The sequence below is a fragment of the Novosphingobium sp. BL-S-20 genome, from assembly GCF_055521635.1.
This window is the reverse complement of the sequence record NZ_CM145494.1, coordinates 1179834-1201998: the sequence shown is the minus strand read 5'-3', so window position 1 is coordinate 1201998 and position 22165 is coordinate 1179834. Positions and strand designations below refer to the sequence as shown.

Here is a 22165-nt window from a genome sequence, read left to right as displayed (position 1 = left end):
GCGCCGCTCCCCTCAGGTCCTCAGAACATGCTTTCCGGGATGATGATGACATCGCCCGGATTGAGCATGACATTGGCCTTGCTCTTGCCCTTCTTCAGCAGGTCGCTGAGGCGCAGCGCATATTCGGTCTGCTTGCCGCTCGCCTTGTCGAAACGGATCAGGCGGGCGCGGTTGCCCGCCGCATATTCGGACAGGCCGCCCACCGCGATCATCGCATCCAGCACGGTCATGTTGGCGCGATAGGGGATCGAGGCAGGCTTCTCGGTAGCCCCGACGATGCGGATCTGCTGGCTGTAAGTGCCTGAAAACCCGTCCACGATCACCGAGACCAGCGGGTCCTGAATGTACTGCGACAGCTGGAGACGGATGTCCTCCGCCAGCATCGCCGGTGTCTTGCCCACGGCGGGCATGTCGGCGATCAGCGGGGTGGTGATGCGTCCGTCCGGTCGCACCTGCACTTTGGCGCCGAGTTCGGGATTGCGCCAGACGAACACGGTCAGCTGGTCGAGCGGACCGATCACGTATTCCTCGCTGGGCCCTTCCTGCATCGCCACGAACTGGGCGGGCGGAAGCTCCTGCTTCGGCGCGGCATGGGCGCAGCCGGACAGGACGACATTGGCGAGCACGGAGCCGGCCAGCAGTCCGGTGAAGCGGCGTTGCGACATAGACCAATCCCTTCAGGCGCCCGTCTCTTCCGCCGTACCAGACTGGCGGACCGGGCAAATTTCCAGCCTCGCCTATCGCTCAAAAGGGTGAACATTGCGTTAGTCGTGAGCCAGCGATTCCCGCGCGGTCCCGGAATGGGACAACATCGGCGTCGGGTTCTAACGGCATTACCCCATGTCTTGAACCGCCCCACCCCGTCGTCCCCGCGAAGGCGGGGACCCCGCTTTTCTTCGCGCCATACGCAAGGCAGCGGGGCCCCCGCCTTCGCGGGGGCGACGGGCTGGAGCGGCGGAAATCCCGCTAGACCAGCATTTCCAGCGCCGGTCCCTGCCCCAGAAAATTTGCCGGGCTGGCCGAGGCGCCGTAGGCTCCGGCGCAGAACACCGCGATCAGATCGCCCACGTCGGCACGCGGAAAACCGCCCTTGTCGGCCAGCTTGTCGAGCGGGGTGCAGAGACAACCGACGATCGAGGCCTCCTCCTCCACGGGCGCGTCGAAGCGCGTGGCGATGGCGGAAGGGTAGTTGCGGCGAACCACTGTGCCGAAATTGCCCGAGGCGGCAAGCTGGTGATGAAGGCCGCCATCGGTGACGAGGAAGACCTCGCCGTGGCTCTCCTTCCGATCGATCACGCGGGCGAGGTAAATTCCCGATTCGCCAACGAGATAGCGGCCGAGTTCGATGCAGAACGCGGTGCTCTGCAAGACCTCGGGAAGCTCCTCGAAACGCGCCGCCAGCCGCTCTCCCACAAGAGCCAGATCGACCGGGGTGTCACCCGGAAAATAGGGAATGCCGAGGCCGCCACCGAGATTGCAATGCGGCAGCGGCATGCCGCTTTCCTGCGCCAGCCGGGCCGCGAGGTCGATCGCCTGCCCCTGCGTCTCGGCAATCGCCGCGCCATCGAGGGCCTGGCTTCCGGCGAAGATGTGGAAGCCGCGCCACTCCGCGCCGCTGGCCGCGATCTCGCGCACCAGCGCCGGGACGCGCCCCGCATCGATGCCGAAAGGCTTGGCGCCGCCGCCCATCTTCATGCCCGAGCCCTTGAGGTCGAAATCCGGATTGACCCGGATGGCAAGGCGCGGCGTCAGGCTCAGCTTCTCGCCGATGGCCAGAGCGCGCCGGGCCTCGGCTTCCGATTCGAGGTTGAGCGTCACCCCGCCGCGGATCGCCGCTTCCAGTTCGCGGTCGCGCTTGCCGGGACCGGCGAAACTGACCGCCGCCGGGTCGATCCCCGCGCCGGTCACGATGGCGAGTTCGCCGCCCGAGGCGATGTCGAACCCGTCCACCAGCCCGTTCATCAGTGAGAGCAGCGGCACAAACGGGTTGGCCTTGACCGCATAGTGCAGCGCCAACCGCTCTGGCATGGCACTGCGCAAATCCGCCACGCGGCTGCGGATTCGCGCCGCTTCGTAGAGGAACAGCGGGGTATCGCCCGCCGCTTCCACCCATTGCGTCACCGGCCTGCCGCCGATCGCGAGAACGCCGTCTATCGCCGCAAAACCGGCGGGGATCGGACCGAGCGGCTTCATGCCGACAACGCCCCCGCCAACTCCGCCGCAAGCCCGTTACGGTCGATCTTGCCGTTCGGTCCGATCGGCATGGCCTGACGCCAGTGAATCACTTTGGGTTGCATGAAATTCGGCAGTTCCTGCATGAGTTTACGCGGCAATTCTGCCTCGGCGTCAGAAGTTCCGGGGGAAGCGCGAACCACGAGATGGACCGCATGCCCCAGCCGCGCATCGGCCACACCCAGCGCCACCGCTTCGGCAACGAGACCCGTCGCCAGCGCCGCCTCTTCCACTTCCTGCGGACTGATGCGGTTGCCCGCGCTCTTGATCATCGCATCGCGGCGACCGACGAAATAGAGCAGTCCATCGGCATCGCGCCGCACCCGGTCGCCCGACCAGACCGCCATGCCGCCATAGCGCGAGCCGGAAGGCGCGGGCCGGTAGCGTTCGGCAGTGCGCGCCGCGTCCTGCCAGTAGCCATGGGCGACCAAAGGGCCGCAATGGACCAGTTCGCCCTCCTCGTTGTCGGCGGCGATCTCTCCGGCCTCGTTCACCACCAGCACTTCGGCATGGGGGATTTCCTTGCCCATCGAGGTCGGATGAGTGTCGATCAGCGCCGGATCGAGATAAGTCGAGCGGAACGCCTCGGTCAGGCCGTACATCGCGAAAAGCCGCGCCTCGGGGAACAGCGTGCGCATCCGGCGCACGAGGTCCACGGTGAGCGCACCGCCGGTATTGGTCAGGCGGCGCAGCTTCGCGGCCACCTCTGCGGGCCAGTCGATCTCGCAGATCTGCACCCAGAGCGGCGGCACCGCGCCGAGGCTGGTGATATTGTGCCGGTCCACCGCCTTCATCACGTCGCGCGGCATCAGGTAGTCCAGCGGCACCACGCAGCCGCCCGCATGCCAGGTCGAGAGCAACTGGTTCTGCCCATAGTCGAACGAGAGCGGCATGACCGCCAGGACCCGGTCCTGCTGGGTAACGCCGAGATAGTCGGCCACGCTTTCCGCCCCCAGCCACAAGTTGGCATGGCTGAGCATGACCCCCTTGGGCCGCCCGGTGGAACCGCTGGTGTAGAGAATCGCCGCGAGTTCCTCGGGATCGGCCTGCGAGGGCGCCATGTCGCCGCCGAGCGCCTGCGCTTCGGCGAGCGCTGCGCCTTCCTCGATCCGGCGGCAGGCGGCGGGAACGTCGCCCTCCTCCAGCGAGGCCAGCCGCGAAGGCGTGGCGATCAGCAGCACGGCGCCGCTGTCGGCCAGGATATGCGCGACCTGCCCGTGCTTGAGCAGCGGGTTGATCGGCACATGGACAAGGCCCGCCCGCGCGGCGGCGAGCGGCAGCAGGCAGGTCAGTTCGCCCTTGGCCGCCCAAGACGCCACCCGCGCGCCCTTTTCCGGCACTTCGCGCGCGAGCCATGCCGCAAGGCGGGAGACACGGGTTCTTAAGGCCTTGTAGTCCAGCACGTCTCCGCGCAGCACGAGCGCCTCGGCCGAATCCTCTCCGCGCAGTGCGAGATGGTCGAGCGGCAGGATCATGGCGGGAAAGGCTCCACAAGGGTTTGGTACAGGTCGATTATCACCGCGATCTTAAGCAAGTGCAATCGGACGGCCAGCTAACCGCATGGCTTTCCGAGAGCAACCAGCGCGCGCCCTTCGACCGGCTGGCGTGGTTCGCCGGGCTGGCCGAGCATTGCGGACTGGCCCCGCTGATCGCTGTGGCGCGCGAGGGCGGCGATATCGCCGCCCTTCCTTTGCGGGGTGATGGCGGCCATCTCCACGCGCTGTCGAACTGGTACACCTTCCGCTATCGCCCCCTTGCCTCGCGGCCCGATGGCTTGCTGGAAGCGCTCGCGCGGGACCTTGCCGGAAAGGCCCGCCGCCTGACGCTTTCCGGGCTTCCCGACGAAGACCGCAGCGCCTCCCGCCTCGAAGCGGCGTTTCGCAACACCGGATGGCTGGTCCGCCGCGACATCTGCGACAGCAACCACATCCTCCCCGTCGATGGCCGCAGCTACGAGCAATACCTCGTCTCACGCCCCGGCAAGCTGCGCACGACGCTGAGGCGCAAGTCGGGCAAAGTCGAGACACGGGTGCTGGAGCATTTCGACGCTGAGGTCTGGAACGCCTACGAATCGATCTACGCCGAAAGCTGGAAGCCCGAGGAAGGCAGCCCCGCCTTTCTGCGCGCCTTTGCCGAAGCGGAAGGCAAGGCGGGGCGACTCCGGCTCGGAATCGCATTTTCCGAGGGCGCGCCGGTGGCGGCGCAGATGTGGACCGTCGAGCACGGCACCGCGTGGATTCACAAGCTCGCCCACCGCGAGGCGGCAAAACCGCTCTCGCCCGGATCGGTGCTGAGCGCGACGCTGTTCCGCCATGTCATCGACGTGGACCGGGTCGATCTCGTCGATTTCGGCACCGGCGACGATCCCTACAAGCGCGACTGGATGGAAGTGGTCCGCCCGCGCTATCGGCTGGACATGTTCCGCGCGGGCTCGCCGCGAAACTGGCCGACATTGGGACGGGACCTGCTGCGAAGCGGCGCGCAATACCTTGCCGCGACTGCGAAGCGCGGCTAGAGGCGCGGGGTAACGGAAAAAATGCCCGAAGAGAGGGGCCATGCAAGACGATACCGACCTGCTGCTGCGCCGCATCCTGGCGGACGTGCTGGGCCTCAAGCAGGGTCAGGCCGAGACGTTCGATGCCGATACCGGCCTGTTCGGGCACCTGCCCGAGCTGGATTCGATGGCGGTCGCCGGCCTGCTGACCGAGCTGGAAGACCGGCTCGACATCATCATCGAGGACGACGAGATCGACGGCGAGATGCTGGAGACCTTCGGCGGCCTGCTCGAATTCGCGAAAGCCAAGCGCGCCACGGTTTGACCTGTCGGGGTGTGATCCGGCTTGCGGGGAGCATGACTTGATCCCCGCGACATGGCCCTCAGACGTCCACGGAGGCGAGGAATTAGCCCTCGTTTTTGATCGTGCGCGCCCATTGCGCCTGCTGATCGTCCCCGCGCTGTTCGACGAGGGCAATCGCCTGCGCCGCTTCACGGTCGAAGTCATGCGTCGGCTCGGTCATGCCGGAATCGACACGATGCTGCCGGACCTGCCCGGCACCAACGAGAGCCTGCTCGGCCTCGAAACCCAGGACGCGGGGCTCTGGCGCGAGGCCATGCAGGCCTCCGCGCATCATTTCGCCGCGACCCATGTGCTGGGCCTTCGCGGCGGCTGCCTGTTCACGCCGGACTTGCCCGCCTTCCACTATGCGCCGGTCAAGGGCGCGCAGATTTTGCGGGGCATGCTCCGCGCCCGGATGCTCGCCGGACGGGAAGCCGGGCTTGAGGAAAATCGCGATTCGCTGACCGAGACGGCGCGGCGCGAAGGGATCGTGCTGGCTGGATATCCGCTCGGCGCTGCGCTTTTCCGCGACCTCGAAACGCTGGAGGCCGGTCCCGGACAGGTCATCGCCCAGGAGCGGGTCGGCGGCAGCGGCCTCTGGCTGCGCGCCGAGCCGGACGAGGATGCTGCCCAGGCCGACGCCCTCGCCGCGATTCTTATCGAGGCTCTGGAAGGATGACGCGGCGGCATTTCACCTTTGCCTGCGAGGGCGCGCAGCTTGTCGGGACGCTGGATGAGGCGGCGGGCGATACCGCGCTGCTGATCGTCTCCGGGGGCAACGAAGTGCGCGCCGGGGCGTGGAACGGACAGGCGCGTCTCGCCGCCAATATCGCCGCGCAAGGGTTCCCCGTGCTCCGCTTCGACCGGCGCGGAGTGGGCGACAGCGAGGGCGACAATCACGGTTTCCGCTCGAACGGGCCGGATATCCGCGCCGCGCTCGCTGCCCTCCGTCGGGAATGCCCAAATGTCCGCCGCGTGATCGGGTTCGGCAACTGCGACGCGGCGAGCGCGCTGATGCTGGCTGAAGGTGCGGGTCTGGACGCGCTGGTACTGTCCAATCCCTGGACCATCGAGGACGATGCCTCGGAAGCCCCTGCCGAAGTGGTGCGCGACCATTATCGCCGTCGTCTGGCCGATCCGGCGGCGATCCGGCGGCTGCTGACCGGCCAAGTGGCGATCGGCGGACTGGTGCGGAGCCTTCTTGCCGCGATGCGTCCGGCGCCAGCGGCTCCTGCCGGTCTGGCGCAGGAGATCGCGCGTGGGTTGTCGGGCTTTTCAGGCGAGGTTCGGCTGCTGGTCGCGGCAAGAGACCGCACGGGTCTCGCGTTTCTGGCGAACTGGGACAAGGCGGACACGCGCTTGCGGCAGTGCGCCGGGGCTACGCATAGCTATGTGGAACCCGAGGCACAGGATTGGTTGCTGGCGCAAGTGCTGGACGTGCTGACCGGCGAATAGGCACGTGCGCCTTTCGTCACCCGCAGATTTAGCAAAACAAGCTCCGTCGCCCCCGCGAAGGCGGGGGTCCCGCTTCCTTATCGCCACGCCCGCAAAGAAAAGCGGGGTCCCCGCCTTCGCGGGGACGACGGGGTTTTATTGGGTAAATCAAGGATTACCCACGCCCTGCAATGCGCACCCCAGGGTTAGGCGGACACAAAGGCAGACATTCCGCGGGTCCGGGGGCTCAGCCCCCAGAAACCCTTGTTTCCTTGAAAATCAGGCCTCGACTTTCGCCGCCTCGGCAAACTCACGATGCGCGAGATACCGCTCGGCGTCGAGCGCGGCCATGCAGCCGGTGCCTGCCGCGGTGATCGCCTGGCGGTAGACGTGGTCCATCACGTCGCCGCAGGCGAAGACGCCGGGGATCGCGGTCTTGGGCGTGCCCGGCTCGACGAGGAGGTAGCCGGTCTCGTCCATGGCGAGCTTGCCCTTGAACAGTTCGGTGGCGGGCGCGTGGCCGATGGCGACGAAGGCGCCGTCGGTGAGGATTTCGCTCTGCTCGCCGGTCTTGGTATCGATCAGCGCGAGAGCGCGCAGTTCGCCGTTTTCGGCGGGCATGAAGCGATCGACGCGCTTGTCCCAGAGGACCTTGATCTTGGGGTTGGCGAAGAGGCGGTCCTGCAGGATCTTCTCGGCGCGCAGGGTGTCGCGGCGGTGGATCAGGGTCACTTCGTCGGAGTGGTTGGTGAGGTAGAGCGCCTCTTCGACAGCGGTATTGCCGCCGCCGATCACCACGACCTTCTTTCCGCGATAGAAGAACCCGTCGCAAGTGGCGCAGGCCGAGACGCCCTTGCCAGAGAGTTCCTGCTCGCCGGGAACGCCCAGCCACTGCGCCTGTGCGCCGGTGGCGATGACGAGCGTGTCCGCTTCGTAGATGTCACCCGAATCGGCGGTCGCGGTGAAGAGCGGGCCAGAGAGGTCGACCGAAGTGATGATATCGTACATCATGCGGGTGCCGACGTGGACGGCCTGCGCCTCCATTTCCTGCATCAGCCAGGGGCCCTGGATGACCTCGCGGAAGCCGGGATAGTTCTCGACATCGGTGGTAATGGTCAGCTGGCCGCCGGGCTGGAGACCCTGCACCACGATCGGCTCCATGCCGGCGCGGGCGCCGTAGATCGCGGCCGAAAGGCCTGCGGGGCCGGAGCCGATGATGAGCATGCGGGTCTTGTGCGTCGTCGCCATGTGAAAGTCTCCGGCGTGAAAGGGGCGAATATCGTTGGGGGCGAGATAGGGGCAAGCACCCCGGTTTGCCAAGCGCCGCGCAGGGTAAGGAATATCTTGATCCCCGCAAATCCCGGCTAACCTGCCATTGAGCCGCCCCATTGACCTTGGCCGCGCGGCGCATCACGGTTCTGTCATGAAAAGCCAGCTCGGACCGACCTCGAACCGTTTCATCTCGCAGCGCCTGCGCCTCAACTATGTCGACTGGGGCAATCCGGAGGCGCCGCCGCTGATCCTCCAGCACGGCGGGCGCGACCATTGCCGCAGTTGGGACTGGGTGGCCGAGGAATTGCGGCACGACTGGCACGTGATCTGCCCGGACCTGCGCGGCCACGGCGATTCCGAATGGTCGCCCGAGGGACACTACGGCATGGACGCCTTCGTCTACGACTTCGCGCAACTGGTCCACACGCTGGGGCACGAGAGAGTGACCATCGTCGCCCATTCGCTGGGCGGCAACATCGCGACCCGGTTCACCGGCCTGTTCCCGGAGAAAGTGGAGAAGCTGGTCAATATCGAGGGCCTTGGCCCGCCACCGGGTCTCCGCCGCCAGATGGAGGAGCGCGGCGTGGGCGAGCGGCTCCGGCAGTGGATCGAGGACAAGCGCCGCGCTTCCGGCCGGGCGCCGCGCAAGTATGCGACCCGCAAGGACGCCTACCAGCGCATGAAGGAGGAAAACTCCTTCCTCTCCGAAGAGCAGGCCCGTCACCTCACCATCCACGGCGCCAGCCGCAACGAGGACGGCACCTGGAGCTGGAAGTTCGACAACTACCTCAACGTCTGGTCCGCCTCCGACTTGCCCACCGACGACGTCGTCGCGCTTTGGCAGGCGATCACCTGCCCGGTGCTGCTGCTCTGGGGCAGGAACAGCTTTGCGGAAAGCCCGGCCAGGGGCGGCCGGATGGACCTGCTGCCCAGCGCCACGCTGGTCGAGTACGAGAATGCCGGACACTGGCTCCATCACGACCAGTTCGATCGCTTCATGGGCGATGTGAAGGCATTTCTCGCTCCATGAAGGAGGGAGGCGGCCCCTCCCTTCCCTCTCAAACGAGCAGGAAATATCCCAGGCCGAGCCAGCAGCAGGCGCAAAGCGCAACGGCGACGATGAGGCCGCGCGCATCGTGCTCCTGATCGCTCAGCCTGCCGCTTTGCGCGGCATAGACGAGGCTTGAACTGATTCCGTAACTTACGCCGGCAAACCCATCAGAACGGCGATCGAACATACCTTCGTCAATGACGTTCATTCACAACATCCTCTTATGCGTGGCGACCTTGCCGCCGATTCAATGCCGTCCGCCTTTGTGGCGTAACGGCCCCGGATCATTCGCAGAATCGGGATGCTAACATCATCGCCGGGGCTTGCCCAGAAAAACAGAATCGCATGCGATCTCAGGCCGTTTCCCCTGCCCTCACGCAGGGCCGGAGCATGCTTCGCCCCCAAACCAAGGGAGGGGGTGCAACGCCTTGCCAAGCCCCGCTCCATCCATATACGACCGGATACAGCCGCTTTCCCTGGCACCCGCTCCGGAGTCTTCCCCCATGCGCAGGCCGCTTGCCTTCGTCCTCTCGCTGTTCATGGCTTTCGCCGCGCTGGTGCCGCACGCCTTCGCCCAGCAATCGGGTCCGCTGGTGCTGGCAGCCGCCAGCCTGCAGGAATCGATGAACGCCGTAGCCGACGCCTGGGCGGCGAAAGGCCATCCGCGTCCGAAGATCTCGTTTGCCGGGTCCTCCGCCCTCGCCCGCCAGATCGAGGCCGGGGCACCGGCAGACCTGTTCGTCTCGGCGGATGAGCCGTGGATGGACGAAGTTCAGGGCAAGGGCCTGCTGCGATCGAAGACCCGCGTGTCGTTCCTCACCAACAACCTCGTGCTCATCGCTCCGGCAGGCAAGCCCGTGCGCCTGAAGATCGCGCCGGGCTTCCGCCTCGCCGCCGCGCTCGGGCCGAACCGGCTAGCCGTGGCCGATCCCAATGCCGTGCCCGCCGGAGTCTATGCCAAGCAGGCGCTGACGCGGCTCAAGGTCTGGCCTTCGGTGCAGGGCAAGCTCGCCCCGGCCGAGAACGTGCGCGCCGCCCTCGCCCTCGTCAGCCGGGGCGCGGCGCCGCTCGGCATCGTCTACGCCACCGATGCCCGCGCCGAACCTGGCGTGCGCGTGGTCGATACCTTCCCCGCCGCCTCGCACGATCCGATCAGCTATCCGGTCGCCCTGCTCGCCGCCTCGCGCCACAAGGATGCCGAGGGTTTCCGCCGCTTCCTGATCTCCGCCGAAGGCAAGGCGGTGTTCCGCCGCTTCGGCTTCGGCACGCGCTGATCCTGCGGCGCTCGTGGCGATGCTCACCCCGGAGGAATGGCAGGTTCTGGTCCTGTCGCTGAAAGTCAGCGGCGTGGCGATGGCCGCCGCCCTGCCGCTGGCCTTCGCGCTCGCCTGGGTGCTGGCGCGCTGGCGCTTTCCGGGCAAAGTCCTGCTCGACGCGCTGGTCCACCTGCCGCTGGTGCTGCCGCCGGTCGTCACCGGCTGGCTGCTGCTGATCGCCTTCGGCACCAATGGACCGCTCGGCCGCTTTTTCGCGGAGTGGCTGGGGCTGACCTTCATCTTCCGCTGGACCGGCGCCGCGCTCGCCGCCGCGGTCATGGCGCTGCCGCTGATGGTGCGGGCCATGCGCCTCTCGATCGAGGCCGTCGACCGCCGCTTCGAAAGCGCGGCCCGCACGCTCGGCGCCGGGCGCTGGCGGACTTTCGCCAGCGTCACCCTGCCGCTGGCCATGCCCGGCGTGCTGGCGGGCCTCGTCCTCGGCTTTGCCCGCTCGATCGGCGAATTCGGCGCGACGATCACCTTCGCCTCCAACATCCCCGGCGAGACCCAGACCCTGCCGCTGGCGATCTACAGCGCGCTCCAGATGCCCGGCTCCGAGTGGCAGGTGACGCGCCTTGCCGTACTGTCGATCCTCGTCTCGGTCGTCGCCCTGGTGGCGTCCGAATGGCTGGCCCGCCGCAGCGGACAAGGATCGGCGCATCATGCCCTTTGACGTCGCCATCACCCTACGGCGCGGCAAGCTGCAGCTCGACTATGCCTTCCGCACCGAGAAAGGCAGGCTGACTGCCCTGTTCGGACCCTCGGGCGCAGGCAAGACCTCGTTACTCGACGCCATCGCCGGTCTCGCCCGGCCGAGCGAGGGGCACATCTTCGTCGAAGACACGGTGCTGTTCGACAAGGCCCGCCGCATCGACCTCAAGCCCGAGCAGCGCCGCTGCGGCTATGTGTTCCAGGACCTGCGCCTGTTTCCACACCGGAGCGTGCGCGACAACCTGCTCTACGGCTGGCGCCTCGCGCCGCCCGACCGGCGCTGGATGGACCTCGACACCGCGCTCGGCTTCCTCGGCATCGGACACCTGCTCGATCGGCGTCCAGCCACGCTTTCCGGCGGCGAGGCCCAGCGGGTCGCGATCGGCCGCGCCCTGCTCTCCGGCCCGCGCTTCCTGCTGATGGACGAGCCGCTCGCCTCGGTGGACGCGGAAAGACGCGAGGAAATCCTCACCGTGATCGAGCGCATCCGCGACGAGCTCGCCCTGCCGATCCTCTACGTCAGCCACGACCGCACCGAAGTGGACCGGCTGGCGAGCCAGGTAATCGCCATCTAACAGTCTGATGCGAAATTCACAGAAGTGTGAATTTCGGTTCGGCCGCCGCATTGCCCGCGCCTCGCGCGGCTCTATATCTGCACGGCACATTTTCCATGCTTGAAGAGGATTATCCCATGACCATCGCCATTGGTGACACGCTGCCCGACGTGAAGCTCGTCAAGGCCGGCGAAAGCGGCCCCGAACCCGTGCAGAGCGCGGAATTCTTCGCCGGCCGCAGGGTGGCGCTGTTCTCGGTTCCCGGCGCCTTCACCCCGACCTGCTCGGCCAAGCACCTGCCCGGCTTCGTCGACAAGGCCGCCGAACTGAAAGCCAAGGGCATCGACGAGATCGCCTGCACCGCCGTCAACGACGCCTTCGTCATGGGCGCCTGGGGCAAGGCCAGTGGCTCGGCCGACGTGACCATGCTGTCCGACGGCAACGGCGACTTCGTGAAGGCGATCGACCTCGTGATGGACGGCACTGCCTTCGGCATGGGCCATCGCGGCAAGCGCTTCTCGATGGTGGTCAACGACGGCGTGGTCGAGCAGCTCAACGTCGAAGCGCCCGGCGCCTTCGAGGTCAGCTCGGCCGACCACCTGCTCGGCCAGCTCTGATTACGCTGCACTGATGCAAAGAAGGGCGGTTTCCCTTGGGAAGCCGCCCTTTCCGTATACGCTGCATCGACATTCCCGCCTGTCTTGCCGCGCCCTCGACAGGCGGTTAGCCTCGTATCAAAGCGAGGAGTTCTCATGGCACGTTCGGTTATCGTCACCGGTGGTTTCGGCATTCTCGGCGCGGCCGTGGCCGCCGCCTTCGCTGCGGCAGGAGACAAGGTTGCCCGCATCGACTTCGCGCCCGAAGCCAGAGAACCGCTCGCAGGCGCACTGGAAATCGGCGGCCTGGACCTCACCGACGCGGCCGCTACGCAGGCTGCTCTGGACCAGGTGGTCGCGGCCCATGGCGGCATCGACGTGCTCGTCAATGTCGCGGGCGGCTTCACCTGGGAGACGCTGGAAGGCGGATCGCTGGCAAGCTGGGCGCGGATGCAGGCGATGAACCTGACGACGGCGGCGACGATCACCCAGCTTGCCCTGCCCCGGCTCAAGGCTTCGGCGGCAGGCCGCGTGGTCAACATCGGCGCGGGCGCGGCGATCAGGGCCGGTGCGGGCATGGGCGCCTATGCCGCCTCCAAATCCGGCGTCCACCGCCTGACCGAAGCGCTGGCAGAGGAACTTGCGGGAACTTCCGTCACCGTCAATGCGGTCCTGCCCAGCATCATCGACACCCCCACCAACCGCGCCGATATGCCGGATGCCGATTTCTCGACCTGGGTGCAGCCAGAGGCGATCGCCGATGTGATCGGCTTCCTCGCCTCCGACGCCGCCCGCGCGATCACCGGAGCGCTGATCCCGGTAACGCGCGGCGGCTGAAGTCCGGCGTTTTTCCGGGAACGCACAGGGCAGATCGCCACCGGCCCGTAGTTTCTCATCCCGTACGACTTCCACCCCCGCTCATCCTGAGCTTGTCGAAGGATGGGAGGCCTCGCGCCACGTCTCGGGGGGCTTCGACAAGCTCAGCCTGAGCGGGATGCAAGGTCAGCTTGAGAAAGTGGGATATGCTACGCCCCCGGCGGCGGCGTCTCAGTCCCGCTCACCGAACAGGCTACAGGCCACGGCATCGAGCCGCGCCACCACAGCCGGATCGCGCGCATCGGGCGCAGTGATCAGCGCATGGTCGAGCGCCCGGTCGATCGGACTGGGCGCGCGCTCCTCAGACAGACTCGCCGCCAGCGCCCGTAGCGAATCCCGCGCAACGCGGGCATTCCCGTGCATGACTTCGAGCACATGGCTGACCTCGACGCCCGCCTCTTCCTCGCGCCAGGAATCGTAGTCCGTGACCATGCCGAGCATCGCGTAAGGCAGCTCCGCCTCGCGGGCGAGCCGGGCCTCGGGCATGCCGGTCATACCGATCACGTCGGCGCCCCAGCCCCGGTACATGCGGCTTTCCGCGCGGGTCGAGAACTGCGGGCCTTCCATCGCGAGATAGCACCCGGCAGGATGGACTTTCGCCCCGGCCGCCTTCGCCGCCGCGCCCGCCAATTCCGACAGACGCGGACAGACCGGGTCCGCCAGGCTGACATGGGCGACCAGCCCGGTACCGAAGAAGCTGCCGACGCGGCCCGTGGTCCGGTCGATGAACTGGTCGACCATGACCATGTGGCCCGGCGCCATTTCCTCGCGCAGGGAGCCGATCGCGGAAAGCGCCAGCACGTCCGTCACCCCGCAGCGCTTGAGCACGTCGATATTGGCGCGGTAGTTCACCGCCGAGGGCGGGATCGCATGGCCCGCGCCGTGGCGGGCGATGAACGTGAAGCGCACCCCGCCGAGCCGCCCGGTCGTGACCGGCCCGGAAGCCGCCCCGAACGGACTGGAGACGGCAATCTCCTGCGCGTCCTCCAGTTCGATTCCTGCGGCGAGGCCAGAACCGCCGATGATGCCCAGATGCCAGAAGCTGCTTTTCTCAGCGCGCAAGGATACCTGCCATGATGATGTCGATCGTGTGTTCGCGGTAGCGGTCGCGCAGTTCCTCGGTCAACGAATCCTGATCGAAGCAATGCTTCAGCACCAGTCGTGCCGAGAAGAAACGGTCCACCGCGCCGGTCACGGTAAAGTAGAAAAGCTGCGGATCTATTTCACGGAACACTCCGGCCCGCACCCCGTCGCCGATCAGTTGCTCATAGGCCCGGTAGATCGGCGAGAGATAGGAATCGGCTATGCGCCGCGCCTCGGTATCGTCGCTCTCGCGCACCATGCGCATGGTCAGGCGGTTGATATAGGGCACCTCGTAGAACGTATCGACGACCTTCCACAGGTGACGCCGCAGCTTGGCCTCGGGCGACCAGCCGTCCTTGGCCACCAGCGCGTCCACGCTGGTGACGATCGCCTGCCAGTCCCGGTCGAGCAGTGCCTTCAGCAATCCCGCCTTGTTGCCGAAGTAATACTTCACCAGCGCCGAATTGAGGCCCGAGCGCAGCGACAGCTCCGACAGTGAGATGTCGATCACGTCGCCCTCGCGCATGATCGCGCTGGCCGTATCCAGCAGCTGCGCCCGCGCGCCCGGAGGCAGCGCGCCGTGTTCGGTCGAGGAAATGCCCTGTGCCATAACGCTGCCGCGCCTTACTTCGGACCCATGCGGATCGCGCCGTCGAGGCGGACGGATTCGCCGTTCATATAGTCGTTTTCAAGCATGAAGAGCGCCAGCTTCGCATATTCCGAAGGCTTGCCGAGGCGCTTGGGGAACGGCACCATCGCCGCCAGCGCATCCTGCACCGGCTGCGGCATTCCGGCCATCATCGGCGTCTCGAAGATGCCCGGCAGGATCGTGTTGACGCGAATGCCCTCACCCATGAGATCGCGCGCGACCGGCAAGGTCATCGCCAGCACCCCGCCCTTGGACGCCGCATAGGCCGCCTGCCCGATCTGCCCGTCCTGCGCCGCCACCGAGGCGGTATTGACGATGACACCCCGAGAGCCCGCATCATCCAGCGGATCGAGCGTGACCATCCCCGCCGCCGACTTGCTGATGCAGCGGAACGTACCGACGAGATTGATGAGAACCGTCTTCTCGAACTGCGCCATGTCATGCGCGCGCGGCGCGCCGGTCTCGCGGTTGCGACCGACGGTCCGGGAGGCAGGTGCGATCCCCGCACAGTTGACGAGAATGCGCTCCTGGCCATGCGCCGCGCGGGCCTCGGCGAAGCCCGCATCGACACTGGCATCGTCGGTCACATCGACCTTGCAGAAGATACCGCCGATCTCGGCCGCGACAGCCTCTCCGGCTTCGACATTGAGGTCGAATACCGCAACCCTGACGCCCTTTTCCGCAAGCGCACGCGCAGTCGCCGCGCCGAGCCCGGAGGCCGCGCCGGTAACGACGGCAGCCATGCTGCTGTCCAGAATCATTGCCTTTTCCCTTTCCCGCCCCCGCAAAGGAGCGCCGTTTCTCGCCGCCCGCGTTTTTCGGCGCGCCCTTAATTAAGCACACGGTTAAAAGGAGGCGAAGGCGGGGTCAATGCGCAAGCGGCCAAGGCCGCAGTTGCGATACAGGATTTCCACCCCATGCCGATTGCTGCAATTTTATTGCAGATCATGGCCTCCACACAACAGCTCTGTTACCGCAACTTTACCGCAGGAACGCGCGCGATTCGCAAAGGGAGGATTTCTTTAACATCACCGGCTGTTGCAGGAATGGCACAACGTTGCACCCAAATTGCGCGGCGCAGCAAATTGCATTGAATCGTGCCCCCACCGGCGCAACAAAACCTCCCATGGCAGCAATTCGCTTTCGGGCGTCAGCCTGCCTGCATCCGGGTCGCCCACCAGAGATTGGTCACGCTTCAAATGGTGGGCGGACGAAAGCAACAAGGGACACACAAACGTGAAAACCACTCTGAAGAAGGCCGCGCTGCGGAGCGCAACCTGCCTTTCGGCGTTCGCCGTCGTCTGCGCAGGCCAGGTCGCCCACGCGCAGGACGCATCGGCTGACGCCGCTGCATCGGGCGAAGAAGGCCCCGCCATCGTCGTTACCGGCTCGCGCATCGTTCGCCGTAACCTCGACACCGCAGCGCCCGTCGCCGTCGTCTCCAACGAAGAGTTCAAGCTCTCGGGTACCGTCAGCGTCGAGCAGGTCATCAACACCCTGCCGCAGGTCATCCCCGGCACGACCGCATTCTCGAACAACCCCGGTGGCGGCGTTTCGACGCTGAACCTGCGCGGCCTCGGCGATCAGCGCACGATGGTGCTGGTCAATGGCCGTCGCTGGATGTCCTACGACGCGAACCAAGTCACCGACATGAACACCATCCCGGCGTTCCTGATCGAGAACGTCGAAGTGGTGACCGGCGGCGCATCGGCCGTCTACGGTTCGGACGCCATCGCCGGCGTCGTGAACTTCCGCCTCAAGAACGTGCAGGGCATCGAAGCCGGCAGCCAGTACAGCCTCACCGGACAGGGTGACGGCCGCCGCTACGAAGCCTACCTCGCACTGGGTTCGGAATTCGCAGAAGGTCGCGGTCACGCCACCGTCTTCACCGAATACTACAACCGAAAGGCGATCTACCAGGGCGCCCGCGGCTACTCGCGCAACGTCCTGACCGACGACGGCGACGGCGGCTTTGCCTTCGGCGGTTCGGCCACGACGCCGCAGGGTCGCTTCACCTCGACCTATGCAGCCGCGAACTGCCCGACCGGCAACATCTTCTGCTCGCCCGGCGCCTTCTTCGAAAGCCCCGGCTCGGCCCGTCCCTACAACGCCGCAACGGATGCGTACAACTACGGTCCGGCGAACGCGCTGATGGTTCCGCAGGAACGCTACATGGTCGGCGGCTATGCCGATTATGACCTCGGCGGCGGCAACACCGTCTATTCGGAAGTGACCTTCGTCAACAACCGCGTCGACAACGAACTGGCCGCCACCCCGGTGACCGGCACGTTCCAGGTCAACATCGCGAATGTCTCGCCGTTCCTCACGGCCTCGCAGATCGCTTCGCTGAACCAGCTCGACGGTATCGTAAACACCGGCAACGTCGTGGGCGACGGGATCGTGCCGCTTTCGGTCACCCGCCGCGTTCTCGAAACCGGCAGCCGTATCAGCCAGGACGAGCGCAACGCGTTCCGCACCCTGATCGGCATCAAGGGCCCGATCAACGACAAGTTCAGCTACGACGCGTACTACTCGTACTCGCGCACCCGTAACTCGAACATCCAGTACGGCAACATCTCGCGTTCGGCCTTCCAGGCCGGTCTCGACGGTACCGACAGCGCGATCAACATCTTCGGTCCGGGCACCCTGACCCAGGACATGGTCGATCAGATCACGATCACCGCCCAGAACGGCGACGTTTCGACCCTCCAGGTCGCCAGCGCCTCGGTCAGCGGTTCGCTGTTCAACCTCGGCCTCGGCGGTGACGATATCGGCATCGCAGTCGGCGCCGAATACCGTAAGGTCGCGGCTGAATTCATCCCCGACACCGCGCTCTCCTCGGGCGACGTCATCGGCTTCAACGCCGGTGATCCGACCGCGGGCAGCTACAACGTGAAGGACTTCTTCGCAGAACTTCGCGTGCCGATCGCGGCGAACATGCCGGGTATCTCGCGCCTCGAAGCCACCGGCGCCGTCCGCTACTCGGACTACTCGCTCGGCAGGGTCGGCGGCGTCTGGGCCTATGCCGGCAGCGTCGAATACGCACCGATCCGCGACGTCACCTTCCGCGGCCAGTACCAGCGCGCCGTTCGTGCACCGAACGTGTCGGAACTGTTCGGTGGCCAGGCAGTCGGCTTCCCCGGCGCGGTTGATCCCTGCCGTCTGGCAGCTTCGGCTACCAACGTCACGATCCGTGACCTCTGCGTCGCCACCGGCGTTCCGCTCAGCCAGGTCGGCAGCGGCACGGCGCTGCAGCCCAACGCCCAGATCCAGGGCCTGTTCGGCGGCAACCCCGACCTGCACGAAGAAACCTCGGACTCGTGGACTGCAGGCGTCGTCGTTCGCCCGAGCATGGTCCCCGGCCTGTCGCTGACTGTCGACTGGTACAAGATCAAGGTGAAGGGCGCGGTCGGCACCTTCGGTGGCGGTCTCGCGAACACCTTGGACCTGTGCTACAATGTCATCCAGGACATCAACAGCCCGTACTGCCAGGCCATCGTCGGTTCGCGTAACGCGCTGGGTCAAATGGACGGCGAAAATCCGCCTGCGATCCTGAACGCCAACACCGGCGGCCTCAGCGTCCAGGGCGTCGACTTCGAACTGAACTACGTGAAGGAAGCCGAGTTCGGTCTCTTCGGCCAGACCTCGCGCTTCAACTTCAACTTCGCTGGCACCCGCTTCATCGACAGCAAGTATACCCCGGTTGAAGACAACCCGGATACGACTTACCAGTGCGCGGGCAAGTTCGGTACGCTGGCTTGCGGCAATCCGACTGCGAAGTGGAAGTGGGTCTCGCGTCTGTCGTGGATCGACGGTCCGCTGACCACCAGCTTCCGCTGGCGTCACCTCTCGAGCGTCAGGGACGACGACGATTCGACCGATTACACGGTCGAAAAGATCAAGGCCTACGACCTGTTCGACCTCACCTTCGGCGTCCAGGCGACCGAAGCGGTCAACATCAACTTCGGCATCAACAACCTGTTCAACAAGAAGCCGCCGCTTCTGGGCGACAACCAGGAACAGGCCAACACCTATCCGGGTACCTACGACCCGCTGGGTCGCGACTTCTTCATCTCGGCCAGCTTCTCGTTCTGAGGCAGCCGAGCCTGAAAGGTTCGAAAAAGGAGGGCGGGGAACTTCGGTTCCCCGCCCTTTCCTTTTTACCCACCGTTGCCCCTGTCGCTCGGCAGCCGACGGAAATAGTCCGCGAGCACAACTTTTGGCGGCCGCGGGAGAACCCGGACCGTCATGCACCGGCTTGGCGTGTCGCCCCGTCAGTCTATGCGGGTAATGTCGACCGCCACGGTCATCCGCCGGCCTTGCGCAAAGGGCCGCGTTCCATGGAACAGGGTGCTGGGGAACAATGCCAGATGGCCTTCGCGCGGCGCGATCTGCGTCCGCGGCGGCAAGCAGATCCCCATTTCCGGAGGCGCCCCGCCCAGTTCCAGCCACCCGCCTTGCGGGTCCGCGGCATCGACCGGCGGCAATTGCAGGTAGAGCGCCGAGGACAGCAGTCCTTTCGGGTGGATATGCACGCTGTGCCGTCCTCCCGGCCCCAGCCGCACCGACCATGAGCCGGTGATGGCGAAGTCAGCCTCGCGGTGGCGGAGCAATGGATGTGCCGCGTCCAGAGCCGGAAGGCCCGAGCGATAATGCTCGACCGCAGCGACGATCGCGTGGTGCAGTTTTTCGAGTTCCGGCTCCATCCGCTGGAACAGCGCCCCGCGCGTCTGGCTCCCGCCGCGCACCGATTGGCCGATAGGATGGAACGACCTGTCATGCAGGGATTCGAGAAATCCGATCGCCTCGTCGAAATCGCCGGGCGCCAGGTCCAGCGCGAGAAACTGCACGAGACCGTCCTGCCCATGCAGCCAGTCCTCGCGCGGATCGCCCAGCATGCGCCAAGCCAGGCTGCGCAGTGCCCAGCCTGCAATATCCTGCGGGTCTTCGGCCAGCGCCGCCGCCAGCAAGGTCTCCGCCCGCTCGGGATCGGCGCGGCGCAAGGCATGGCGGGCTTCCTCGACCTGCTGAAGCACTGTCGCGCCAGGTAGGGACGCGAACAGGGTTTCGGCCCGCTCAAGATCGCCCGCGGCACTGGCAAACGTCGCCGCCGCCAGCCTCACCGAAGAATCTCCCGGATGGGCGGCAAGTCCGCGCGCGGCGACATCGGCGGCGGCTGCGAACCTGTCCGCACCCGCCAGCGCCTCGCTCCAGCCGACATGGATTTCGGCATTTTCCGGAACCTTCGCCGCAGCAGCCCCATAGTGATCGGCAAAGGCGCTCGATTGCCCTTCCCCGTCCCCCATGTTGAGCCGCAGTTCCGCCAGATAGCGATGGGCATCGAGCCATGCCGGCATCTGCGCGCTGAGCGTATCGGCGATCTCGCGCGCCTCGTTCGTCAGACCCGCGGCTTCAAGAGCCTGTGCCCGCCCAAGCCAGAGCATGGCATCGCCGGGGCTGGCTGCGATGGCTCGGGCGTAGCGCTCCGCCGCATCGCCTTCGTCCCGCTCCAGCGCGACCCGCGCCCGGCCGTGAAGGGCACGCGCATGGCCCGGTTCCAGCGCGAGGCAACGCTCGTAACTGGTCGCCGCATGCGCGAGCAGTCCGGCATCGCGCTCTGCCGCAGCGCGAACCGACCAGTAACGCGGCTGCGCAGAGCAGACCCGTTCGAATCGCGCCAGCAAGGTCACCGCCTCGCGGTGATGGCCCGCACGCCCGTGCGCGATGGCCAGGTTCAGGGCGAATTCGGCATCCTGCGGCACCATCTGATGGGCACGGCGATAAAGCGTCTCCGCCCGCGTGGCATCGCCCATCCGCAAGGCGCTGCCCGCCGCATTGTTGACCAGACCGGGATCGCCGGGACTGGCCGAAATGGCGGCATCGAACAGCCGCCGGGCCTCATCGGCCCTTCCCGCCTTCTCGGCAGCCATGACCGCCTCGCGCAAGCCCGTTCCTGCCATCCGCGTTCCTGCCATTTCGGGCCCAGCCATTACCGGTCCCGCAGCCAGCCGGTGATCGCGAAGCGATGCGCAGGCGCGAACGGCGGCACATAGCTCACCGAATGCGGCTGGGGCACACGGAGCAGATTCAACGCATTGAAGCGCGGCTTCCAGCCGGTGACGATATCCCCTTCCTCATCGAGGAAATTGAGATAGCCGCCCCAGTCCGGCTTCCAGTCCGGGTCCGCGAAGTTCATGACATAGGCCACGCGCCAGCCCTCGCCGACATGGCTGTCGGTATGCACGCCAAGAAAGTCACCCGGCGCGAACAGGGTCGCCTGGGCATCCGCCTTCAGCAATTCGGGGATGCCGCAAATGTCGCGGGCGAAGTCGAGGAACGGCTGATCGTTGATATGTTCTAGCAGCAGGTCCTGCGGGCTGCCGCGGTCCCAGCCCTGCAGATAGGCGTCGAGGATCGGATAGTTGGCGAAGCGGACCGCATATTCGCCCGCCGCTGCCGCTGCGTGGATTTCCTCCGCCACGGCGCGCCGTTCGGTCGGCGCCATGGCCTGGATCGCTTCGGGCCGCAGGCTACGGTTGGGTTTGGTACCGGCCTGGAAGGCGAGCCCCCAGCGGGTGGCTGTCTCCAGCACCTGCCGGATCGTCCGCGCGGCTTCGGGCACGAGGAAATCGCGCACCTGCACGCGCCCCTCGGCGAGGAAAGTATCGCGCAGCGCCTTGCGGTCGAGCGCGGGGTTGAGCTGGAAAAGCGTGATCGTCATGGCCGTGGCAGGCGGATAGCACAGCCCCGCAGGGTTTCCCAAGCGCCCGCTTTGGTGCAAGGCACGACGATGTCCGAAAAGTTTTCGCTCCACCCCGAGATCGACGCCGAAGACCTTGCCGCCCGCTTCGCCCGCGACGGGCGCGTGCGCATTCGCGGCTTTCTCGATCCGGCCTGTGCCGAGCGCATGCACGCGCTGCTGCGCGGGCGCGAGGATTGGAAGCAAGTGCTCAACAGCGGCGACAAGCTGATCGAACTGGACCGCCAGACCCGCGCAGGGCTTGCCCCCGAACAGCAGGAAGCGCTCGACCAGGCGGTCTACGGCGCGGCACGCAGCGGCTTCCAGTACCGCTACGAGGCGATCCGCGTGCCGGACGAGGCACAGGCGCGCAAGGCCAGCAAGGACACCCTTGCCCGCTTCGCCGAATTCCTGTCGACCGGCGCGCCGCGGGACCTGCTGCGCAGGATCATCGGCACCCCCGCCGTCGATTTCGCCGACAGCCAGGCCACCGCCTATTCGCCCGGCGACTTCCTGACCGGCCATGACGATGCCTTCCCCGGCAAGAACCGCCACGCCGCCTATGTCTTCAGCCTCAACCCGGTCTGGCGCCTCGAATGGGGCGGCCTGCTGCTGGTGCACAAGGACGCCGACGAGGTGGAAGGCGTGGTCCCCGCATTCAATACGCTGGACCTGTTCCGCGTCGGCCAGATGCACAGCGTCAGCGAAGTGACCCGCGCGGCGGCCTATCGGCGCTATGCCATGACCGGGTGGCTGCGCAGCCGCTGAGAGCGCCGCTGAGTGCGCCGCGCTTGACCTTTCCGGCGCGATCTTCG

At 66.4% G+C, this 22165-nt stretch carries 23 protein-coding genes; 13 read left to right on the top strand and 10 right to left on the bottom strand.

Going from position 1 to position 22165, the window contains the following annotated elements; genetic code table 11:
* Positions 1 to 20 precede the first annotated feature (20 nt).
* The 3 genes from ACZ1II_RS13575 to ACZ1II_RS13565 all read right to left on the bottom strand — a co-directional run bounded on the left by ACZ1II_RS13575 (position 21) and on the right by ACZ1II_RS13565 (position 3707).
* Complete coding sequence (locus ACZ1II_RS13575; RefSeq protein WP_465146909.1) at positions 21 to 665, bottom strand: XrtA/PEP-CTERM system exopolysaccharide export protein; 645 nt, start codon at positions 663 to 665, stop codon at positions 21 to 23.
* A gap of 301 nt (positions 666 to 966) precedes the next feature.
* Positions 967 to 2193, bottom strand: coding sequence for a pyridoxal-dependent decarboxylase, exosortase A system-associated (locus ACZ1II_RS13570; protein WP_465146908.1), 1227 nt, complete (start codon positions 2191 to 2193; stop codon positions 967 to 969).
* A complete protein-coding gene (locus ACZ1II_RS13565; protein WP_465146907.1) occupies positions 2190 to 3707 on the bottom strand; it encodes an acyl-CoA ligase (AMP-forming), exosortase A system-associated in 1518 nt (505 codons plus the stop codon). The genes ACZ1II_RS13570 and ACZ1II_RS13565 overlap by 4 nt, the downstream gene beginning before the upstream one ends.
* Positions 3708 to 3730: 23 nt before the next feature.
* Between ACZ1II_RS13565 and ACZ1II_RS13560 the strand changes: the two genes are divergently transcribed.
* Genes ACZ1II_RS13560 through ACZ1II_RS13545 form a run of 4 tightly spaced genes read left to right on the top strand, consistent with a single transcriptional unit; the run spans position 3731 to position 6524 of the window.
* A complete protein-coding gene (locus ACZ1II_RS13560; RefSeq protein WP_465146906.1) occupies positions 3731 to 4747 on the top strand; it encodes a GNAT family N-acetyltransferase in 1017 nt (338 codons plus the stop codon).
* A gap of 40 nt (positions 4748 to 4787) precedes the next feature.
* Complete coding sequence (locus ACZ1II_RS13555) at positions 4788 to 5051, top strand: phosphopantetheine-binding protein (protein WP_465146905.1); 264 nt, start codon at positions 4788 to 4790, stop codon at positions 5049 to 5051.
* Between the two features lie 37 nt (positions 5052 to 5088).
* Positions 5089 to 5748, top strand: a complete 660-nt coding sequence (locus ACZ1II_RS13550) for a hypothetical protein (RefSeq protein ID WP_465146904.1) — start codon at positions 5089 to 5091, stop codon at positions 5746 to 5748.
* Positions 5745 to 6524 carry a hydrolase 1, exosortase A system-associated gene (locus ACZ1II_RS13545; RefSeq protein WP_465146903.1) on the top strand — a complete coding sequence of 260 codons (780 nt, stop codon included), beginning with the start codon at positions 5745 to 5747 and terminating at the stop codon, positions 6522 to 6524. The genes ACZ1II_RS13550 and ACZ1II_RS13545 overlap by 4 nt, the downstream gene beginning before the upstream one ends.
* Positions 6525 to 6782: 258 nt before the next feature.
* Here the strand turns inward: ACZ1II_RS13545 and trxB are convergent, their stop codons facing one another.
* A complete protein-coding gene (gene trxB / locus ACZ1II_RS13540) occupies positions 6783 to 7751 on the bottom strand; it encodes a thioredoxin-disulfide reductase (RefSeq protein WP_465146902.1) in 969 nt (322 codons plus the stop codon).
* Positions 7752 to 7926: 175 nt separating this feature from the next.
* On the opposite strand from trxB, the gene ACZ1II_RS13535 reads away from it, so the two are divergent.
* Entirely contained in the window at positions 7927 to 8805 is an 879-nt protein-coding gene (locus ACZ1II_RS13535; RefSeq protein WP_465146901.1) for an alpha/beta fold hydrolase, read from the top strand.
* 28 nt (positions 8806 to 8833) lie between these two features.
* Here the strand turns inward: ACZ1II_RS13535 and ACZ1II_RS13530 are convergent, their stop codons facing one another.
* On the bottom strand, positions 8834 to 9034 hold the full coding sequence (locus tag ACZ1II_RS13530; RefSeq protein ID WP_465146900.1) for a hypothetical protein: 201 nt from the start codon (positions 9032 to 9034) through the stop codon (positions 8834 to 8836).
* 295 nt (positions 9035 to 9329) lie between these two features.
* Between ACZ1II_RS13530 and modA the strand changes: the two genes are divergently transcribed.
* The 5 genes from modA (at position 9330) to ACZ1II_RS13505 (ending at position 12840) form a co-directional block, all read left to right on the top strand.
* A complete protein-coding gene (gene modA, locus ACZ1II_RS13525; RefSeq protein WP_465146899.1) occupies positions 9330 to 10100 on the top strand; it encodes a molybdate ABC transporter substrate-binding protein in 771 nt (256 codons plus the stop codon).
* Between the two features lie 19 nt (positions 10101 to 10119).
* Positions 10120 to 10815 carry a molybdate ABC transporter permease subunit gene (gene modB / locus ACZ1II_RS13520; RefSeq protein WP_465147299.1) on the top strand — a complete coding sequence of 232 codons (696 nt, stop codon included), beginning with the start codon at positions 10120 to 10122 and terminating at the stop codon, positions 10813 to 10815.
* A complete protein-coding gene (locus ACZ1II_RS13515; protein ID WP_465146898.1) occupies positions 10805 to 11428 on the top strand; it encodes a molybdenum ABC transporter ATP-binding protein in 624 nt (207 codons plus the stop codon). Before modB ends, ACZ1II_RS13515 begins: the two co-directional genes overlap by 11 nt.
* 116 nt (positions 11429 to 11544) lie before the next feature.
* Positions 11545 to 12024: a redoxin family protein gene (locus ACZ1II_RS13510; protein WP_465146897.1), complete on the top strand. Its 480-nt coding sequence runs from the start codon at positions 11545 to 11547 to the stop codon at positions 12022 to 12024.
* Positions 12025 to 12159: 135 nt separating this feature from the next.
* Complete coding sequence (locus tag ACZ1II_RS13505) at positions 12160 to 12840, top strand: SDR family NAD(P)-dependent oxidoreductase (RefSeq protein ID WP_465146896.1); 681 nt, start codon at positions 12160 to 12162, stop codon at positions 12838 to 12840.
* A 210-nt stretch (positions 12841 to 13050) separates the two neighbouring features.
* Here the strand turns inward: ACZ1II_RS13505 and ACZ1II_RS13500 are convergent, their stop codons facing one another.
* The 3 genes from ACZ1II_RS13500 to ACZ1II_RS13490 are packed head-to-tail and all read right to left on the bottom strand — an operon-like array spanning position 13051 to position 15372.
* Complete coding sequence (locus tag ACZ1II_RS13500; RefSeq protein WP_465146895.1) at positions 13051 to 13941, bottom strand: phosphorylase family protein; 891 nt, start codon at positions 13939 to 13941, stop codon at positions 13051 to 13053.
* Complete coding sequence (locus ACZ1II_RS13495; protein WP_465146894.1) at positions 13931 to 14572, bottom strand: TetR family transcriptional regulator; 642 nt, start codon at positions 14570 to 14572, stop codon at positions 13931 to 13933. The genes ACZ1II_RS13500 and ACZ1II_RS13495 overlap by 11 nt, the downstream gene beginning before the upstream one ends.
* A 14-nt stretch (positions 14573 to 14586) precedes the next feature.
* On the bottom strand, positions 14587 to 15372 hold the full coding sequence (locus ACZ1II_RS13490) for an SDR family oxidoreductase (RefSeq protein WP_465146893.1): 786 nt from the start codon (positions 15370 to 15372) through the stop codon (positions 14587 to 14589).
* 156 nt (positions 15373 to 15528) lie between these two features.
* Here ACZ1II_RS13490 and ACZ1II_RS13485 point away from each other — a divergent pair, with 156 nt between their 5' ends.
* Positions 15529 to 15705: a hypothetical protein gene (locus ACZ1II_RS13485; RefSeq protein WP_465146892.1), complete on the top strand. Its 177-nt coding sequence runs from the start codon at positions 15529 to 15531 to the stop codon at positions 15703 to 15705.
* A gap of 142 nt (positions 15706 to 15847) precedes the next feature.
* Entirely contained in the window at positions 15848 to 18706 is a 2859-nt protein-coding gene (locus tag ACZ1II_RS13480) for a TonB-dependent receptor domain-containing protein (RefSeq protein ID WP_465146891.1), read from the top strand.
* Between the two features lie 179 nt (positions 18707 to 18885).
* Here the strand turns inward: ACZ1II_RS13480 and ACZ1II_RS13475 are convergent, their stop codons facing one another.
* Both ACZ1II_RS13475 and ACZ1II_RS13470 read right to left on the bottom strand, forming a co-directional pair.
* Positions 18886 to 20571, bottom strand: a complete 1686-nt coding sequence (locus tag ACZ1II_RS13475) for a tetratricopeptide repeat protein (protein ID WP_465146890.1) — start codon at positions 20569 to 20571, stop codon at positions 18886 to 18888.
* 29 nt (positions 20572 to 20600) lie between these two features.
* A complete protein-coding gene (locus ACZ1II_RS13470; RefSeq protein ID WP_465146889.1) occupies positions 20601 to 21332 on the bottom strand; it encodes a 2OG-Fe(II) oxygenase in 732 nt (243 codons plus the stop codon).
* Positions 21333 to 21401: 69 nt separating this feature from the next.
* Between ACZ1II_RS13470 and ACZ1II_RS13465 the strand changes: the two genes are divergently transcribed.
* Positions 21402 to 22118, top strand: a complete 717-nt coding sequence (locus ACZ1II_RS13465; protein WP_465146888.1) for a 2OG-Fe(II) oxygenase — start codon at positions 21402 to 21404, stop codon at positions 22116 to 22118.
* Positions 22119 to 22165 lie beyond the last annotated feature (47 nt).

Bases quoted from the DNA above. Each gene is read 5' to 3' on its own strand.
- ACZ1II_RS13575 (WP_465146909.1), bottom strand. From the start codon at position 665: ATGTCGCAACGCCGCTTCACCGGACTGCTGGCCGGCTCCGTGCTCGCC.
- ACZ1II_RS13570 (WP_465146908.1), bottom strand. From the start codon at position 2,193: ATGAAGCCGCTCGGTCCGATCCCCGCCGGTTTTGCGGCGATAGACGGC.
- ACZ1II_RS13565 (WP_465146907.1), bottom strand. From the start codon at position 3,707: ATGATCCTGCCGCTCGACCATCTCGCACTGCGCGGAGAGGATTCGGCC.
- ACZ1II_RS13555 (WP_465146905.1), top strand. From the start codon at position 4,788: ATGCAAGACGATACCGACCTGCTGCTGCGCCGCATCCTGGCGGACGTG.
- ACZ1II_RS13545 (WP_465146903.1), top strand. From the start codon at position 5,745: ATGACGCGGCGGCATTTCACCTTTGCCTGCGAGGGCGCGCAGCTTGTC.
- trxB (WP_465146902.1), bottom strand. From the start codon at position 7,751: ATGGCGACGACGCACAAGACCCGCATGCTCATCATCGGCTCCGGCCCC.
- ACZ1II_RS13535 (WP_465146901.1), top strand. From the start codon at position 7,927: ATGAAAAGCCAGCTCGGACCGACCTCGAACCGTTTCATCTCGCAGCGC.
- ACZ1II_RS13530 (WP_465146900.1), bottom strand. From the start codon at position 9,034: ATGAACGTCATTGACGAAGGTATGTTCGATCGCCGTTCTGATGGGTTT.
- modA (WP_465146899.1), top strand. From the start codon at position 9,330: ATGCGCAGGCCGCTTGCCTTCGTCCTCTCGCTGTTCATGGCTTTCGCC.
- modB (WP_465147299.1), top strand. From the start codon at position 10,120: ATGCTCACCCCGGAGGAATGGCAGGTTCTGGTCCTGTCGCTGAAAGTC.
- ACZ1II_RS13515 (WP_465146898.1), top strand. From the start codon at position 10,805: ATGCCCTTTGACGTCGCCATCACCCTACGGCGCGGCAAGCTGCAGCTC.
- ACZ1II_RS13510 (WP_465146897.1), top strand. From the start codon at position 11,545: ATGACCATCGCCATTGGTGACACGCTGCCCGACGTGAAGCTCGTCAAG.
- ACZ1II_RS13505 (WP_465146896.1), top strand. From the start codon at position 12,160: ATGGCACGTTCGGTTATCGTCACCGGTGGTTTCGGCATTCTCGGCGCG.
- ACZ1II_RS13495 (WP_465146894.1), bottom strand. From the start codon at position 14,572: ATGGCACAGGGCATTTCCTCGACCGAACACGGCGCGCTGCCTCCGGGC.
- ACZ1II_RS13490 (WP_465146893.1), bottom strand. From the start codon at position 15,372: ATGATTCTGGACAGCAGCATGGCTGCCGTCGTTACCGGCGCGGCCTCC.
- ACZ1II_RS13485 (WP_465146892.1), top strand. From the start codon at position 15,529: ATGCCGATTGCTGCAATTTTATTGCAGATCATGGCCTCCACACAACAG.
- ACZ1II_RS13475 (WP_465146890.1), bottom strand. From the start codon at position 20,571: ATGGCAGGAACGGGCTTGCGCGAGGCGGTCATGGCTGCCGAGAAGGCG.
- ACZ1II_RS13470 (WP_465146889.1), bottom strand. From the start codon at position 21,332: ATGACGATCACGCTTTTCCAGCTCAACCCCGCGCTCGACCGCAAGGCG.
- ACZ1II_RS13465 (WP_465146888.1), top strand. From the start codon at position 21,402: ATGTCCGAAAAGTTTTCGCTCCACCCCGAGATCGACGCCGAAGACCTT.